Source organism: Rhizobium sp. BIGb0125 (assembly GCF_024810055.1).
Taxonomy (GTDB): Bacteria; Pseudomonadota; Alphaproteobacteria; order Rhizobiales; family Rhizobiaceae; genus Agrobacterium.
Map to the genome: position 1 here is coordinate 21,626 of NZ_JANUDV010000008.1, position 17,473 is coordinate 39,098.

At 55.3% G+C, this 17,473-nt stretch carries 11 protein-coding genes; all 11 read left to right on the forward strand.

The genetic code is table 11. The features are described from left to right. The first annotated feature begins 112 nt into the window (after positions 1 to 112). Positions 113 to 838: a two-component system response regulator ChvI gene (gene chvI, locus M2418_RS21010; RefSeq protein ID WP_192490622.1), complete on the forward strand. Its 726-nt coding sequence runs from the start codon at positions 113 to 115 to the stop codon at positions 836 to 838. A gap of 182 nt (positions 839 to 1,020) precedes the next feature. Next, the gene (locus M2418_RS21015; RefSeq protein WP_405049461.1) at positions 1,021 to 2,778 is read left to right on the forward strand and encodes a stimulus-sensing domain-containing protein; all 1,758 of its coding nucleotides are present in this window, start codon (positions 1,021 to 1,023) and stop codon (positions 2,776 to 2,778) included. Further along, positions 2,768 to 3,229 carry an HPr kinase/phosphorylase gene (locus M2418_RS21020; RefSeq protein WP_250984118.1) on the forward strand — a complete coding sequence of 154 codons (462 nt, stop codon included), beginning with the start codon at positions 2,768 to 2,770 and terminating at the stop codon, positions 3,227 to 3,229. Before M2418_RS21015 ends, M2418_RS21020 begins: the two co-directional genes overlap by 11 nt. 133 nt (positions 3,230 to 3,362) lie before the next feature. Next, the gene (locus tag M2418_RS21025; protein WP_192490619.1) at positions 3,363 to 3,764 is read left to right on the forward strand and encodes a PTS sugar transporter subunit IIA; all 402 of its coding nucleotides are present in this window, start codon (positions 3,363 to 3,365) and stop codon (positions 3,762 to 3,764) included. Positions 3,765 to 3,780: 16 nt separating this feature from the next. Next, positions 3,781 to 4,056, forward strand: a complete 276-nt coding sequence (locus M2418_RS21030) for an HPr family phosphocarrier protein (protein WP_192490618.1) — start codon at positions 3,781 to 3,783, stop codon at positions 4,054 to 4,056. A gap of 126 nt (positions 4,057 to 4,182) precedes the next feature. After that, entirely contained in the window at positions 4,183 to 5,586 is a 1,404-nt protein-coding gene (ahcY, locus tag M2418_RS21035) for an adenosylhomocysteinase (RefSeq protein WP_259148921.1), read from the forward strand. 199 nt (positions 5,587 to 5,785) lie between these two features. Then, positions 5,786 to 8,359: an ATP-binding protein gene (locus M2418_RS21040; protein ID WP_405049462.1), complete on the forward strand. Its 2,574-nt coding sequence runs from the start codon at positions 5,786 to 5,788 to the stop codon at positions 8,357 to 8,359. A gap of 20 nt (positions 8,360 to 8,379) precedes the next feature. Beyond that, positions 8,380 to 9,873, forward strand: a complete 1,494-nt coding sequence (gene tsaE, locus M2418_RS21045; protein WP_250984345.1) for a tRNA (adenosine(37)-N6)-threonylcarbamoyltransferase complex ATPase subunit type 1 TsaE — start codon at positions 8,380 to 8,382, stop codon at positions 9,871 to 9,873. A gap of 80 nt (positions 9,874 to 9,953) precedes the next feature. Beyond that, a complete protein-coding gene (locus M2418_RS21050) occupies positions 9,954 to 10,691 on the forward strand; it encodes a nucleotidyltransferase family protein (protein ID WP_259148922.1) in 738 nt (245 codons plus the stop codon). Continuing rightward, positions 10,688 to 13,876 (forward strand): double-strand break repair protein AddB, encoded by a 3,189-nt coding sequence (gene addB, locus M2418_RS21055; protein ID WP_259148924.1) that lies wholly within the window; start codon positions 10,688 to 10,690, stop codon positions 13,874 to 13,876. The genes M2418_RS21050 and addB overlap by 4 nt, the downstream gene beginning before the upstream one ends. Next, a complete protein-coding gene (addA, locus tag M2418_RS21060; RefSeq protein ID WP_405049459.1) occupies positions 13,866 to 17,444 on the forward strand; it encodes a double-strand break repair helicase AddA in 3,579 nt (1,192 codons plus the stop codon). The genes addB and addA overlap by 11 nt, the downstream gene beginning before the upstream one ends. Positions 17,445 to 17,473: the final 29 nt, after the last annotated feature.

Below are 17,473 nucleotides of genomic sequence, written 5' to 3' on the forward strand. Positions count from 1 at the left end.
CCTTTTTCTTTGCCACAATTTGTTCCACCTTTATACTCATGAACACGCTCACGGCGCTCCAACCTGGCTGGGTATGATGTCGAGAGAGAAGATGACGATGGAGATAAACACTATGCAGACAATTGCCCTTGTGGACGACGACAGGAATATTCTGACATCCGTTTCCATCGCCCTCGAAGCCGAGGGTTACAAGGTCGAGACCTATACCGATGGCGCATCGGCACTGGATGGACTTCTGGCCCGTCCGCCGCAGCTGGCCATCTTTGACATCAAGATGCCCCGCATGGACGGCATGGAGTTGTTGCGTCGCCTTCGCCAGAAGTCTGATATCCCTGTTATCTTTCTCACCTCGAAAGACGAAGAGATCGACGAATTGTTCGGCCTTAAAATGGGTGCGGACGACTTTATCACCAAGCCGTTTTCGCAGCGCCTTCTTGTGGAGCGCGTAAAGGCTATTCTGCGCCGCGCCAGCAGCCGTGAGGCCGCCGCAAGTGGCGTACCCGGCACCAAATCCGCCGCTGACCAGCAGGCCCGTACTCTGGAACGCGGCCAACTTGCCATGGATCAGGAACGTCACACCTGCACATGGAAGGGTGAGCCGGTAACATTGACAGTAACCGAGTTCCTCATTCTGCATTCGCTGGCACAGCGTCCAGGCGTGGTCAAAAGCCGTGATGCGCTGATGGATGCTGCCTATGATGAGCAGGTTTACGTCGACGACCGTACCATCGACAGCCACATCAAGCGTCTTCGCAAAAAGTTCAAGGTCGTTGACACTGACTTCGATATGATCGAAACGCTCTATGGTGTAGGCTATCGCTTCCGCGAAGCGGCCTAAACGGGCTATAAGAACGTCCGGTTTGAGACGGTTACCGCCCTGTTATGGCCAGTCCAAAGCGACTGGTTTCAGGGGCTGATGAAGAAAAGGCTGAAAACCCTGGAGGTTTTGGCCTTCTTCACTTGGGCGGTGAAAAGGAACAGGAATTGCTGAAGCAAACCTTTGAGAACAACGCGCAGAATATGGATGCGGACGACCGTTTGCAGGATCGCCCCCACCGTATTCACCCGTTGACGCTCATTCGACGGATCTTCGGCAATGCGGTGTTTTCCAGCCTTACTCGCCGTATCCTGTTTTTCAACGTGGCGGCGACCGTCGTTCTGGTTGGCGGTATTCTCTACCTCAATCAGTTCCGTGAAGGTCTGATCGACGCCCGCGTCGAAAGTCTGCTGACGCAGGGAGAAATCATTGCCGGTGCGATTTCCGCATCGGCGTCCGTTGATACCAACTCGATCACCATCAATCCGGAAAAGTTGCTTGAACTACAAGCGGGCCAGAGCATTACGCCTGTTCCCAATGATGAGGACCTGAGCTTCCCGATCAATCCGGAACGAGTTGCCCCGGTTCTACGTCGATTGATTTCCCCTACCCGCACACGCGCCCGCCTGTTTGACGCGGATGCAAACCTGCTGCTTGATTCGCGCCACCTTTATTCGCGCGGCCAGGTCCTGCGTTTTGATCTGCCGCCAGTTTCCAATGAAACGACAAGCTGGGGTGACTGGTTCGCCAGCCTGTTTAACCGCATGCTGCAATCCGGCAGTCTTCCTCAATACAAAGAAGCGCCTGGTGGTGATGGCTCGATCTACCCCGAGGTCATGAACGCATTGACCGGTGTTCGTGGCGCGGTGGTGCGGGTGACGGACAAGGGTGAACTGATCGTGTCGGTGGCTGTGCCGGTACAGCGTTTCCGCGCAGTTCTTGGTGTTCTGCTGTTGTCGACACAGGCGGGTGACATCGACAAGATTGTGCACGCCGAGCGTCTGGCGATCATGCGCGTGTTCGGTATCGCGACACTGGTCAACATTGTGCTGTCATTGCTATTGTCTTCGACCATCGCCACACCTTTGCGCCGTTTGTCAGCTGCCGCAATTCGTGTGCGTCGCGGTGCCCGCACCCGCGAGGAAATCCCTGACTTCTCTGCCCGTCAGGACGAAATTGGTAACCTTTCCATTGCCTTGCGCGAAATGACGACGGCGCTGTATGACCGGATTGATGCCATCGAAAGCTTTGCTGCCGACGTCAGCCACGAATTGAAAAATCCGCTGACCTCGTTGCGCAGTGCGGTTGAGACCCTGCCACTGGCCAAGACGGAACAATCTAAACAGCGCCTTACGGAAGTCATTTTCCACGATGTCCGTAGACTTGACCGCTTGATCAGCGACATTTCCGACGCCTCGCGTCTTGATGCCGAACTTGCCCGTGCCGATGCCAATCCCGTTGATATGGAAGTGCTTGTCAAAAGCCTTGTCGAGATTTCTCAGCAAATCAGTGCCAAGAAAAAAGCCGTCAAAATCGAATACAAGGCAGATCACAAGGCTGGCGTCAAAACCAACTTTGTCGTCAACGGCCATGACCTGCGTCTTGGCCAGATCGTCACCAATCTGATCGAGAATGCGCGCTCTTTCGTACCTGAAGACAATGGTCGGATCTTCGTGCATCTTTACCGGCACCGGGATCGTTGTGTGATCCGCGTCGAAGACAATGGTCCTGGCATTCAGGCAGAAAATATCGACCGCATTTTCGAGCGTTTTTACACCGACCGGCCATCGACGGAAGACTTTGGTCAGAATTCTGGCCTTGGACTTTCCATCAGCCGCCAGATTGCCGAAGCCCATGGTGGCACTCTGAAGGCAGAAAACATGCTCGACCAGCACGGCTTGATAACCGGTGCACGCTTTACCCTGAGCCTGCCTAGCGCTGAACAGCATCATGAGCGCTGATCGCATCAATCTTCATGCGACCGCCATCACCGTCGATGAAATCGGCATTTTATTCATTGGACCATCCGGCAGCGGAAAATCGTCCCTGGCCTTCGCTTTTCTGACGGAAGCCCGTTATGCCGGGCAATCCTCGGCACTGATTGCCGATGACCAGATTTTTGTCTCGCAGCAGCAGGACGGCACAATCATCGCTGAACGCCCTGTGTCAATTGCAGGGCTGCTGGAGTTGCGCGGCAGCGGTATTGTTCGGCTGGACAGCATTGAAAAGGCGACATTGCATTATGCGGTGATGGTTCTGGCGCCAAACGACACGCATGAGCGACTGCCGCCGGAAAACGAGATGTATGCGTTGCCCTGTGGCGGGCAATTGCCCGTCACACGAATTCCGCTGCAATGCCATAATCCGCTTGCCAGGTTCAGGACATTGGTAAGCAATTCGCTTTATGCATAAGACAAATGCGTCGATTGCCTCATTTTTGGACTTGCGATTCCTGTTTTCATCACCAAGATGGCTACCCACCGGTGGACAGAATTGCGGCATTGCGGTAGTCGGCAATTAGAATGCGTGTGCAAGGGAGCATTTCATGATCGGACTTGTGCTTGTCACTCATGGCAAGCTGGCTGAAGAATTTCGTCATGCGGTAGAGCATGTCGTAGGTCCGCAGAAGTTGATCGAAGCGGTTTCAATCGGCCCGGAAGATGACATGGATCAGCGCCGGCAGGATATTCTTGATTCCGTTGCGCGTGCAGATGATGGAAACGGCGTTATCATCCTGACCGACATGTTCGGCGGTACACCGTCAAATCTAGCGATTTCCGTTATGCATAATGGTCCAATCGAGGTGATTGCCGGTGTAAACCTGCCTATGCTTATCAAGCTGGCCGGCGTGCGCGGTGAGAACAATATGGACAAGGCGCTGCAGGAAGCATCCGATGCGGGCCGCAAGTACATCAATGTTGCCAGCCGCGTCTTGAGCGGAAAATAACGGACATTTCACACCCATGTCGCCATTATCGCGCGAATTGCTGATTATCAATAAACGCGGCCTGCATGCCCGTGCCTCGGCAAAATTCGTGCAGATGGTTGACGGATTTGACGCCGAGATCACCGTTTCAAAAGACGGAATGACGGTTGGCGGAACCTCGATAATGGGTCTTATGATGCTGGCAGCCAGCCCTGGCTGCACGGTGCTTGTGGAAGCAAGTGGCAATCAGGCTGAAGAGGCGCTTGCCGCTCTCGACGCGCTGGTTGCCAACCGTTTCGGTGAAGAAGCGTAAAGTCATATAAAGACATAAAGACTTCTTTATATCATTATTGCCAGATTGGTTTAAGCCTGATACACCCCTTGGCCAACAGTTGCCACCAAGGGGTGCGGATCGCACCTCACTGATCTGGAGAAACGCATGAGCACTGAAACCAAAGATTATATCGTCGCTGATATCAATCTTGCCGCATTTGGCCGCAAGGAACTCGATATCGCCGAAACCGAAATGCCGGGTCTGATGGCCTGCCGCAGGGAATTCGGTGCTTCCAAGCCGCTCAAGGGCGCACGCATTTCCGGTTCGCTGCACATGACGATCCAGACTGCTGTTCTGATCGAGACGTTGAAGGAACTCGGCGCTGATGTTCGTTGGGCATCCTGCAACATTTTCTCCACGCAAGACCATGCGGCCGCCGCTATTGCCGCTGCTGGCATTCCTGTTTTTGCGATCAAGGGTGAAAGCCTGACGGAATACTGGGAATACACCGACAAAATCTTCCAGTGGACCGACGGCGAGCCATCCAACATGATCCTGGACGATGGCGGCGATGCTACCATGTACATCCTGCTCGGCGCACGCGCAGAAGCTGGCGAAGACGTTCTGTCCAACCCGGGCTCTGAAGAAGAAGAAATTCTCGTTGCACAGATCAAGAAGCGCCTCAAGGCATCGCCAGGCTGGTTCACCAAGCAGCGCGAAGCAATCAAGGGTGTGACCGAAGAAACCACCACAGGTGTTCACCGCCTGTACGACCTGGCTAAAAAGGGTCTTCTCCCCTTCCCGGCAATCAACGTCAACGACAGCGTTACCAAGTCGAAGTTCGACAACAAGTATGGCTGCAAGGAATCGCTGGTCGATGGTATTCGCCGCGCTACCGACGTGATGATGGCTGGTAAGGTTGCTGTCGTGTGCGGTTACGGCGACGTTGGCAAGGGTTCGGCTGCTTCGCTTCAGGGCGCTGGCGCCCGCGTCAAGGTTACCGAAATCGACCCGATCTGCGCTTTGCAGGCCGCTATGGACGGTTTTGAAGTTGTCCGTCTGGAAGACGTTGTTTCTTCGGCTGACATCTTCATCACCACAACCGGCAACAAGGACGTTATCCGCATCGAGCATATGCGCGAGATGAAGGATATGGCGATTGTTGGCAACATCGGCCACTTCGACAACGAAATCCAGGTTGCTGCACTGAAGAACCTGAAGTGGACCAACATCAAGCCACAGGTCGACATGATCGAGTTTGCCAAGGGCAACCGCATGATCCTTCTGTCGGAAGGTCGTCTGCTGAACCTTGGCAATGCCACAGGTCACCCATCCTTCGTGATGTCGGCGTCCTTCACCAACCAGGTGTTGGGCCAGATCGAGCTGTACACCAAGCCAGGCGAATACAAAAACGACGTCTATGTGCTGCCGAAGCACCTCGATGAAAAGGTTGCCCGCCTTCACCTCGAGAAGCTTGGCGTGAAGCTCACAGAACTTTCTGACGTTCAGGCCGACTATATCGGTGTATCAAAAGTGGGCCCATTCAAGGCTGAGCACTACAGATATTAACCATATCAAATTTATCCACAATATATAGTGATGGCCCGCTTGACAAAGCGGGCCATTTCTTTTTTGGCCCAGTCCCTTCCCGCAGATTCCCTAAGGCAGTATTGTTTAAGCTCTTGATTCGTGAGGCTTCCGATCGGACGTCACGCGAAAATGGGATGTCTTGTCGATGAGCGGCACAACGGACGGAGACAGACCGGAAATGTCGGTAGAGATAAAAAACTCGCTTCTGCGGGTACAAAAAAACGTGGGCGAAACAAGCCCCACACCAAAATCCGGCGCGCATGTGCGGTTCTATCGCACGGCTCGTAACCGGGTTTCTGTTTTCGGTGGTCGCTTTGTTGCATTCCTGTCCGGCACGACGCTGGCAGGTGTTGCGCAGGCACAGGAAGCAAACATCATTACCAGCGGAGAGCGGCTGTTCTCCTCCAGCGAGACCATCGGCTTCTCGCTGGTGATTGGCGTTTTGGCAGCAAGTCTGCTGTCGGTTGTTTGGCTGGTGCGTCAGCGCGGCAATATCGAGGCGGAAAGCCGCGATTACCGCACAGCGCTTGCCGATGCCAACCAGAAGATTGATACCTATCAGGCACTGATTTCCGACAAGAGCCGCCGAATCGTGGTTTGGGAAAATACCGGCAAGCGCCCAGATTTTATCGGGCAGCTTCCTGTTGAGACCGGTGCTCCGCAAAATGATGCCGATTTCCTGGCGTTTGGCCGCTGGTTGAAATCCGGCTCAGCCAGCCAGCTTGAGAAGGCAATTGAAAAGCTGCGCAGCCATGCGCAGAGTTTTGACCTGACCATTGAAACCCACCGCGATGAGGTTATCGAGGTTCAGGGCCGGGTTTCAGGTGGCAAAGCATTTGCCCGTTTTATTGCGCTTAGCAATCTGCGCGCCGAACTGGCAGAACTGCGGATCGAGCGCGAAAGACTGCTGTCTTCCATCAATGCTTTTGAAGAACTGCTCGACGCACTGGAACAGCCTGTTTGGCGTCGCAACAGCGATGGCCAGTTGCTTTGGGTTAACCACGCCTATGGCAAGTCGGTCGATTCCAGCAATGCCGCCGATGCCGTCAAGGAACAGCGTGAACTTCTGACCACCGTGACACGCCAAAAAATCCGCGCCGTCACCACGCCGGAATCGCCGTTCTCCGACCGGATTTCCACAGTCGTGAACGGCAACCGCACGTTCTTTGATGTGGTCGATGTCAAGACACCGGGCGGATCTGCCGGTATTGCGATTGATACATCGCAGGCCGAGGCCATTCGTGAAGAGCTGAAACGTACGCTGAAAAGCCATGCCGAAACGCTCGATCATCTGGCAACGCCGGTGGCGATTTTCGACGGCCAGCAACGACTTCAGTTCTACAATCAGGCATTTGCGCGTCTCTGGGAACTGGATATCGTTTTCCTTGAAGGCCATCCTGACAATTCCGAACTGTTTGACCGTTTGCGACTAGCCGGCAAGCTGCCGGAAGAACTGAACTGGAAGAGCTGGAAAGAATCTGCCCTCTCGGTTTATCGTTCGCTGGATACACAGACCGATCTCTGGCACCTGCCAAACGGCCAGACACTGCGGGTTATCGCAACTGCGCATCCGCAGGGCGGCGCAACCTGGGTGTTTGAAAACCTTACTGAACAGGTGGACCTGCAGACCCGTTACAATACGTTGGTCAAGGTACAGGGCGAGACCATCGACCATCTGGCCGAAGGCGTTGCGGTGTTTGGTGCGGATGGGCGCATCCGCCTGTGCAACCCGGCATTCCGTGCGTTATGGGGCGTCACTGCTGAACAGGCAGAACCGGGCACTCACATCAAGGCCATCGAAAAGGCTTGCTCTGCATCCTATGAAAAGCCAGATGGCTGGCGGGAATTCAGCCAGTTCATCACCAGCTTTGATGATGAACGGCGCTCCAAACAGGGTACGCTGGAACTGCTTTCCGGGCTGGTGCTCGATTATGCAATCATTCCATTGCCAGACGCACAGACCATGCTGACCTTCGTCAACATGACTGACAGCGTCAGAGCAGAGCGGGCGTTGAAAGAAAAGAACGACGCACTGTTGAAAGCCGATGAACTCAAGAACGATTTCGTCCAGCACGTCTCCTACGAACTTCGTTCACCGCTGACCAATATTATTGGCTTTACCGATCTGCTCAAGACGCCGGGCATCGGCACGCTGAACGATCGGCAGGGTGAATATATCGATCATATCTCGACATCGTCGTCCGTGCTGTTGACCATCGTGAACGACATTCTCGACCTGGCGACCGTGGACGCCGGTATCATGCAGCTGCAATACAGCGAAAATGATCTGAATTCTTTGCTGGACGATGTGGCTGAACAGATCACCGACAAGCTGCATGAAAGCAATGTCGAGCTGGAAATTGCCGCACCGGTGAAGCTCGGTACATTGGTTGCCGACCATCAACGGTTGAAGCAGATCCTGATCAAGCTTCTGACCAATGCAGCCAACTTTGCCCCGGAAGGTTCGACAATCCTGCTGAGCTGCAACCGCAATGGCAGCGATTTTGTCTTCTCGGTTTCCGACAAGGGTCCGGGCATTCCAGAAGACGTTTTGAAGACGGTGTTTGATCGTTTCTCAAGCCGTGGCAATGGCGGCCGTCGCAGTGGTGCCGGTCTTGGTCTCTCGATCGTTGAAAGCTTTGTCAGCCTGCATAAGGGTGAAGTGCATATCGACAGCAAGCCGGGCGAAGGCACGGTCGTGACCTGCCGTATCCCGTCCTACATCAACCCGCACTCTATCGCTGCAGAGTGAGCAAACCCGTGTCCGCGATCATGCATATCCAACTGGCAGGAGAAGCGGACACGATGCGGCTGGGCGAGCAACTTGCCCTGACCTTGAAACCCAGCGATTGTATTGCTTTGGTCGGAGATCTCGGAGCCGGTAAGTCGACATTGGCGCGGGCATTCATCCGCGCCATGGCAGACGACGAAGAGCTTGAAGTTCCAAGCCCGACCTTCACCATCGTACAAAGCTACAATCTGCGCATACCTGTCCACCATCTCGACCTTTACCGCCTGTCGGACGTCAGTGAACTGGATGAACTCGGGCTCGATGAAATGCTAAAAGACGGCATTTGCCTCATCGAGTGGCCGGATATTGCAGCAGAGGATTTACCACGCAATAGCCTGCTAACGTTGCAGCTGGAGCATTCCGGCACAGGGCGTATTGCGCAACTGGAAGGCCCTGCCCGCATTCTGGACCGTCTGCAGCGCGTTTTGGATATTGCGGATTTTCTCGGAAGAGCTGGTCATGGAACGGCGAAACGCCGCTTCTTGACGGGTGACGCGTCAACTCGTGCCTATGAAACCATTCTGCCGCAAGACGGACCTAACCTCATCCTGATGGACTGGCCGACACCGCCCAAAGGCGCTGTTATCCAGGACGGCAAGACCTATGCGGAAATTGCCCATATTGCGCAAACGCCACCGGCCTTTATCGCTATAGGCAATTATCTCTCCGGCAATGGATTGTCGGCACCGGCCATTCACGCCGCCGATATCGGCAAGGGGCTGTTGCTGCTGGAAGATCTCGGTCGCGAAGGGGTTCTCGATGAAGCGGGCAACCCTATAGCGGAACGTTATCTGGAAAGTGTCGCCTGTCTTGCACGCCTACATGCGTTGAAAACACCCGGAATTTTGCCGGTCGATGACAGCGAAACCTATTCAATACCCGGATTCGATCGCGCCGCCATGAAAGTGGAAGTGTCGCTTTTGATCGACTGGTATCTGCCGTGGAAACGTGGGTCTGCCGCATCCCAGGATGAGCACGACGAATATTTTGCAATCTGGGACGATCTGATCGACCAGCTTGCCGACAGCGAGACAAACTTGCTGCTACGCGATTTTCATTCTCCAAACATTATCTGGAGAGATGACAGAACCGGTGCTGGCAAGGTCGGTATCATTGATTTTCAGGACGCGATGATTGGGCCAACTGCCTATGACGTGGCGTCGTTGGTGCAAGATGCACGTGTGACCATACGTCCTGATCTGTCAGACGCGCTTCTCGAACGTTACCTTGTGTTGCGCCGTCAGCAGGACGCGACGTTTGATGAAACGAAGTTCCACGACACCTTCGCCATTATGGCGACACAGCGTAATTGCAAGCTCGCCGGCATCTGGGTACGTTTGATGCAACGGGATGGCAAACCGGGATATATGCGCCACATGCCGCGCACGATGGAGTACCTTAAAGCCGTATTAAAAAATGATCGGCTTTCCCCCTTGCGGGACTGGTTAATCAAGGCTGATATCGGCATTCTCTAAAGCATCGTACCGAACACGATGGAGTGGTCTGCGGATCATCTGATGCTTGAACAAATGACGTCTCGAACCGAACAGGCAACATGACAATTCGCAATGCAATGGTTCTGGCAGCAGGTCTTGGCACCCGGTTGCGCCCTATCACTGACACGACCCCCAAACCGCTGGTGGCAATCGGTGGTAAACCGATGATCGATTATGCCCTGGATGCCCTGACACAGGCTGGCATCGACACCATTGCCATCAATGTACATCACCATGCCGGGCAAATGGAACAGCATCTGGCACACTATGATCGTGCAAATATCCTGATTTCGGATGAACGCGACAGGTTGATGGATTCGGGTGGTGGATTGGCCAAAGGATTGAAATTGTTGCCAGCCGGCCCGGTCATGGTGATGAACGCGGATCTGTTCTGGCTCGAACGCCCTGACCTCGAACAGACTGCGCTCGAAAAATTAGCCGGATTCTTTGACAGCAATCGGATGGATATGGCGATGCTGTGCGTAAAGCTGGAGCATACGACCGGCCATAATGGCAAAAAAGACTTCAATCTCGACAGTGATGGTCGCCTGGCACGTTACCGTGATGGAGATGACAATCCTGTCGTCTACGCCGGTGCCATCGCCATGGATTCGCGGTTGCTTGCCGATGCGCCTGACGAACCCTTTAATCTGAATATCTATTTCGACCGGGCGATCGCAGCAGGCCGCCTGTTTGGCACCATGCTAGATGGTGAATGGATAACGGTTGGTACGCCGGATGCTATTGAAGCTGCAGAAATGACGATCCGCCGTTTTAACCGCGAGGTTGCGGCATGAGCGGCTCCGCTCATCATCAGCGCATCGTTACCATCGCCGCTGGTAGCCCGTTTCTGAAGACGCTTGCGGAAACACTCTGCAATGGCCAACTAACGCCGGATTACCGTTACGATCCAACCGATCCCCTGTCGCTGGCACGGGTGACGATTTACGTGCCGACCCGTCGTTCGGCCCGTAATCTGCGCTCCGAATTTGTGGATCTTCTCGGCGGAAAATCAGCCATTCTTCCGGTTATCCGCCCACTGGGTGAAACGGATGACGATAGCGGTTTTTTTGATGCCGAAATGCCTGCGCTTCTTGATCTTGCTCCACCAATTTCCGGCACGGCAAGACTTCTGGAACTGGCCCGTTTGATCCTAGCCTGGCGAAACAGCCTGCCTGATGCGATCCGCGCCGTGCATTCCGATTCGCCACTTGTCGCACCCGCCAGCCCTGCCGATGCCATTTGGCTTGCCCGGTCGCTGGCCGAGGTGATTGATGCCATGGACACCGAGGAACTGGATTGGGAACGGCTGGGCGAACTGGACACCAGCGAACATGCGCAGTGGTGGCAACTGACAGCCGACTTTCTCAGAATTGCCAGTCAGTTCTGGCCAGCCCGGCTGAACGAGCTAAACCGTTCTTCGTCTGGACGGCACATGAATTCAGTTCTGCGTGCCGAAGCACAGCGCCTTTCAAAACTTACCGATAGCGGCCCGGTTATTGTTGCCGGTTCCACAGGCTCTATTCCGGCAGCGGCTGATCTGATCGTGTCCGTGTCCCGACTGCCGCAAGGTGTTGTCGTACTTCCGGGTCTTGATACCAACATGCCCGAAGAGAACTGGCAGGCGATTGCCACCGAACCGGACGATCCTTCCAGCCGTACACATCCACAATATGGATTGTTTGTCCTGTTGCAAAAGCTTGGCGTGCTGCGTCGTGACGTCGAAGCCCTTTCAACGCCAACGCCAGCACTTCAAAAACGGGCCGCCGTGTTTTCTGCCGCCATGGCACCTGCGCAGGTCACCGACGACTGGGGTCGTTGGCGGGATGAAAATCCTCAATCAATTTTCGAAGAGGCGTTTGAAAACGCCTGCCTTATTGAAACGGCAAATGAGCGTGAAGAAGCCACGGCAATTGCCATTGCGTTACGCCTTGCACTGGAAAAGCCCGGTCGCCATGGCGTTCAGTCTCAGGCAGCACTCATCACCCCCGACCGCGCACTCGCCCGTCGGGTGGCAACGGAACTTGCGCGATTTGGCATTGAGGCGGACGATTCCGCCGGTACCCCACTGACAGCGACACCACAATCAACCATCCTGCAGCTGGCACTGGAGGCCATTTTGCGGCCGGGTGATCCTGTCGCGATAGTCTCGCTTCTCAAACATCCACTTGCACGGTTCGGTGCGACGGTTGAAGAACACGATCGGGGCATGACCGGCCTGGAGCTTCTGGCGTTGCGTGGCGGTACCGAGGAAGTCGACATTGCCACAATCAGCGGCCTGCTTGCCGACCAGCTTCTGCAGCACAGCACAGACCGCCATCCGCCAAAGTGGCGCAGCGCCTTGCCGGAGGAGATTGCGACAGAAGCAGCGCTGCTGGCAGAAAAAATCCTGCCAGCAATAGAACCATTGACCTCTACTTTCCTGTCCGAAGGCAAAAATGGCAGGCCGCGGACGGATCGTCTGCCCCTGTCACAATGGGCGGAAAGAACGGGCCGCGTGCTGGAAGCGATCTGCGTTGATGAAAACGGAGATCTGGCGGCCCTGTGGTCTGGAGAGGCCGGTGACAAACTTGCCAACCTGTTGGGCGAGTTGATGGAAAGTGGCGACATTCTGGATGCTGACGGTCCGCAATGGATTGATATTGTCATGGCGCTGGTGGCGGGAGAATCGACCAAGCCGCGCGCCATGAGCCATCCTCGCGTGTTTATTTTCGGTGCACTGGAAGCCCGTTTGCAGACCATGGATACAATGATCCTTGGGGGCCTGAATGAGGGCGTCTGGCCAGGCCAGACCACCAACAATCCTTTCCTTTCACGCAGTATGAAAACCGCCATTGGGCTGGAACCACCGGAGCGCCGTATTGGTCAATTAGCGCATGATTTCGACATGGCCAATGGAACACGCGACATATTCTATACCCGCTCGCTGCGGCAGGGCTCGGCACCATCTGTGGCTTCCCGCTGGCTGCAGCGCCTGCTGGCGCTGGGTGGGCCGAATTTCGCAAAACAACTGAAAGAGCGTGGCGAACCCTACCGACAATGGGCAGCCATGCTGGATAGCGGTCTGTCGCAAGATCCGGCCAGACGCCCCTCGCCAATTGCGCCTGCCGAACTGCAACCAAAAAGCTATTCTTTCAGTGAAGTGGGCAAATTACGGCGTGACCCCTATTCCATTTACGCACGCCGTATTCTGAGACTTGATCCAATCGATGAGTTCAACCGAGATCCCGGCGCCGCTGATCGCGGTACGTTGTATCACCGCATTATTGAGCGCTACACAGCAGCCGAACATGTTCCCGGCACACCGGCTTCATATGAGGCCATGCACCAGATTCTGAACGCATGTTTTGATGCGGAAAATCTACCTGCACATATTGATGTCGTATGGCGGCAGCGGTTTGCAGCCGTCGCCAACTCTTTCATCGAATGGGAAAAGGCACGCCATCATGATATCCGGCGTACTTTCACCGAGGTTCCCGCAGGTATGGAAATGCCACTTGCCGGTATTCGCCTCACCGGCATCGCCGACCGGATCGATCTGAAAAAAAATGGCTTGGCCGACATTGTCGACTACAAGACCGGACTGTCGCCTTCCGTACAACAGGCACGCGCCCTGCTCGACCCGCAATTGGCGCTGGAAGCCGCTGCACTGCGAGGCGGCGCGTTTCGCAATGTTGGCAATCAGGAGCCGGAAAACCTCGTTTACGTGCGCCTGAGACCCGGCGAACGTTTCCTGTCCGAACAGGTCAACAACGAACACTCGACCCGCTCGACCAAAAAGCAGCCGAAGTCGGCGCTGGAACTGGCCATCGAATCGGTTGGGCAGCTTGAAAAATTCGTAGGACTTCTGCAACGCGGCGAACGTGGTTTCGCCTCACGCCTCATTCCCGAGCAGCAGCAGACCTATGGCGGCGAATACGACCATCTGGCCCGGGTTTCCGAGTGGTCTACCGCAGAGGCGGGAGACGGCGATGGCGAGTGATACCATGCATTACGAAACAGACATCGATAATCCGGCCAATGACGATCCGAAAAGCTGGATCGACTGGACAGTCAGCCAGCAGACACGTGCGTCGGATCCCCTCGGTTCTGCCTGGGTGTCTGCCAATGCCGGTTCCGGTAAAACCCACGTTCTGACACAACGCGTTATTCGCCTGCTATTGGCTGGCTGCCGCCCATCGGCGATCCTTTGTCTGACTTATACAAAGGCTGCAGCGTCTGAAATGTCGAGCCGTGTGTTTGACCGGCTGGCGGAATGGGCAACCTTGCCGGATGAGGATCTGGCGCGCCGCATCGCGACAATTGAGGGAAAGCAGCCGGATCGGTTGAAGCTTGCCGAGGCAAGACGGTTGTTTGCACGCGCCCTGGAGACGCCGGGCGGTCTTAAAATCCAGACCATTCACGCCTTTTGCGAAGCGCTTCTGCACCAATTTCCGCTGGAAGCAAATGTCGCCGGACACTTCTCGGTGCTTGACGATCGTGCCGCCTCGACGCTTCTTGCCGAAGCGGGACGGACATTGTTGACCAGTGTTTCCAGTGATCGTGACAGCGAGCTTTCACAGGCTTTGGCTTACGTTCTGGATATTGGTGATGAGACAGGGCTGGAAAGTCTGTTGAGCGCCATTGTCGCCAGCCGCAACCCTATTCACGCCTTTCTGGCACTGGCCCGCAAAAGCGGTGGGATCGATACGGCACTGCGACGTGAGTTTGCTATTCCTGACGGCATGAGCGAACAGGATGCCGCGAGCGCGTACTGGCCCCTACCTTATCTCAGTGGTGCATTGCTGGACGCCTATCTGACGCTTGCCGACGAGGTTGGCGGTGCGCGGGCAGAAGTGGTTGCCTATCAGCTGCGGCTGGCGATCAAGGAAAGCGACCCAGTCAAACGAATGGATTTCGTCGAGGCGGCCATTCTGACCGAAAAAGGCACGCCCAAAACCGATGCCTTCCTGTTCAATAAGGCAATGTCGAAAGCAGCACCGGAACTGGGTGACGCTTTTGCCGCGGCAAAGGAGCATGTGGCGGCCTGCCGCAATACCTACCGCACGCTTCGCATGCTATCTGCAACCCGCGCTGCACTTGTACTGGCAGAAAGGCTGATTGCCGAATTTGAGGATCTGAAGAAGCAACGTAGCCAGTTGGACTTTGAAGATCTGATCGAACGTGCTGCAACACTTCTCAACCGCGATACAGCCGGTGCATGGGTTCATTACAAGCTGGACCAGGGCATTGACCACATTCTGGTCGATGAGGCGCAGGACACCAGCCCGGTGCAGTGGTCCATCATCCAGTCTCTGGCAGCCGATTTTTTCAACGGTCGCACGGCGCGTGAAACACGCCGCACAATGTTTGCCGTGGGCGACGAAAAACAATCCATCTACTCCTTCCAGGGAGCCAGGCCTGAGCGATTTGCGCAGGAGCGCCGCGACACACATCGACGCGTGACGGCGGTCGAGCAGGTATTCCATCCGGTGCGCCTACCGCTTTCCTTCCGCTCCACCGAAGACGTGTTGTCGGCTGTCGATCAGGTGTTTTCCAATGAGGAAAATGCCAAAGGCCTGAGCTTTACGGGAGAGCCGGTCGAACATCGCTCCAACCGCATCGGCCAGGCTGGTACTGTTGAAGTGTGGGAGATGATTGCCGCCGAGCAAGCTGACACCGAAGACGATTGGACGGCACCGTTCGATTCGCTACCAGAAAGTGCACCGCCTGCCGTTCTAGCCCGTCGAATTGCCGCACGGATCGGTGAGATGATTGGCAATCAGACCATTACCGAGAAAGGCGTGACCCGGTCGATTGAAGCGGGGGACATTCTCGTTCTGGTGCGCAAACGCCACGCCTTCGTTAACGCCCTGACCCGCGAACTAAAAAAACGACGCGACATTCCTGTTGCCGGTGCAGACCGCCTGCGGCTGACCGACCACATTGCCATTCAGGATCTACTGGCGCTGGGGCGTTTTGTGCTTTTGCCGCAGGATGACCTTTCACTTTCTGCACTTCTGAAAAGCCCGCTGTTCAACCTGTCGGAAGACGATATTTTTACCCTGGCAGCCAAGCGTGAGAACCATGAAAGCGTCTGGCAGCACCTGCAGCGGTTATGCAGCGGTGAAAGCCACTCGCCCTATCAAGCAGCAATGGAACGTCTGCAGGGCTTTATAACGCTTTCCAAAACCGCAACGGTGCATGACTTCTTTGCCGCCATTCTTGCGCTCTATGAAGGACGCAGACTGTTCCTTGCGCGGCTTGGCAATGAGGCGAGTGACGTTCTCGACGAATTCCTGTCCTTTGCACTCGACCATGAGCGAGCCGGCCTGCCGGGTCTGCAATCTTTTATCTCCGTGCTGGAAACCGATTCACCGGAAGTCAAACGTGAGCAGGACAAGGAGCGTAATGAAGTACGCATCATGACCGTGCACGCGTCCAAAGGTCTGGAAGCGCCAGTGGTTTTTCTGGTGGATGGCGCATCAAAGGCTTTCAACCACAGTCATCTGCCGAAACTTCGTTTTATCGAAGCCACAGAAAATTCCTTCCCGGTCTGGCTACCCGGCAAAGGTTTCAGCAATACGCTGACCGAAGCTGACGAAGCGCGTCTGAAAATGTCGGCGGAAGAGGAATATCGTCGCCTGCTTTATGTGGCGATGACCCGCGCTGCCGATCATTTGATTGTCTGCGGATATCGCGGGCCGAAAGAAAATCCGGATTGCTGGCATGCAATGATTTCAGCAAGCCTTGCTCCCGATGAAACACGCTGCCAGTCGGTCACGCTGAAAAGCGGTGCCGAGGAATGGGGTGGTCTCTTATGGCGGGCAAGTACAGGCGGGGCGTCTGCTGAAATAAAAGGCACGCCAGAGGCTCGACATCATGACAGTCCTGTGCTGCCGGCTGCACTTGGCGAGCCGTTGCCACCACAGACCTATCTGCCGCGACCTCTCAGCCCCTCCGGTGCCGGTACAATAATCGATGATGGTGCGGATGATCTAATCGTAACATCGCGATTGTTTGCGACGGAAAAGGCATCGTCTTCGGGCATAGCACTGCAACGTGGGCGGTTGATCCACCGCATGATGCAGATGCTGCCGGATTTTGCGGAAGAAGAACGCCGCGATGCTGCCTTGCGTTATGTAGAGCGTGCTGCCCGCTTCTGGCCCCAACGCGAACGCGACAATCTGATTGAGACCACGCTTTCTGTTTTTGCCAATCCGGAGTTGAAAGCTGCTTTCTCAGCCAATAGCCGTGCAGAAGTCTCTATCATGGGAACGCTGACCCTTGGCAGAACCGACTATGCAGTCTCCGGCCGTATCGACAGGTTGGCGGTGGATGGCGATCACGTTATCCTCATCGATTACAAAACCAACCGTGTTCCGCCAAAGGGCAATGTTGACACGCCTCATTCGCATAAGGCGCAGCTCGCTATCTATAAACGCATTCTTGAGCCGCTCTACCCGGGTAAAACCTTCATCTGCGCGTTGGTTTACACCGAAACGGCAAAGCTTGTGACGCTGGATGAGAAAGAACTCGCACTGGCCCTTGCCGCAATCAAGACAAAGTGAAATACCGGGAAAACCGCACACAGGGCATT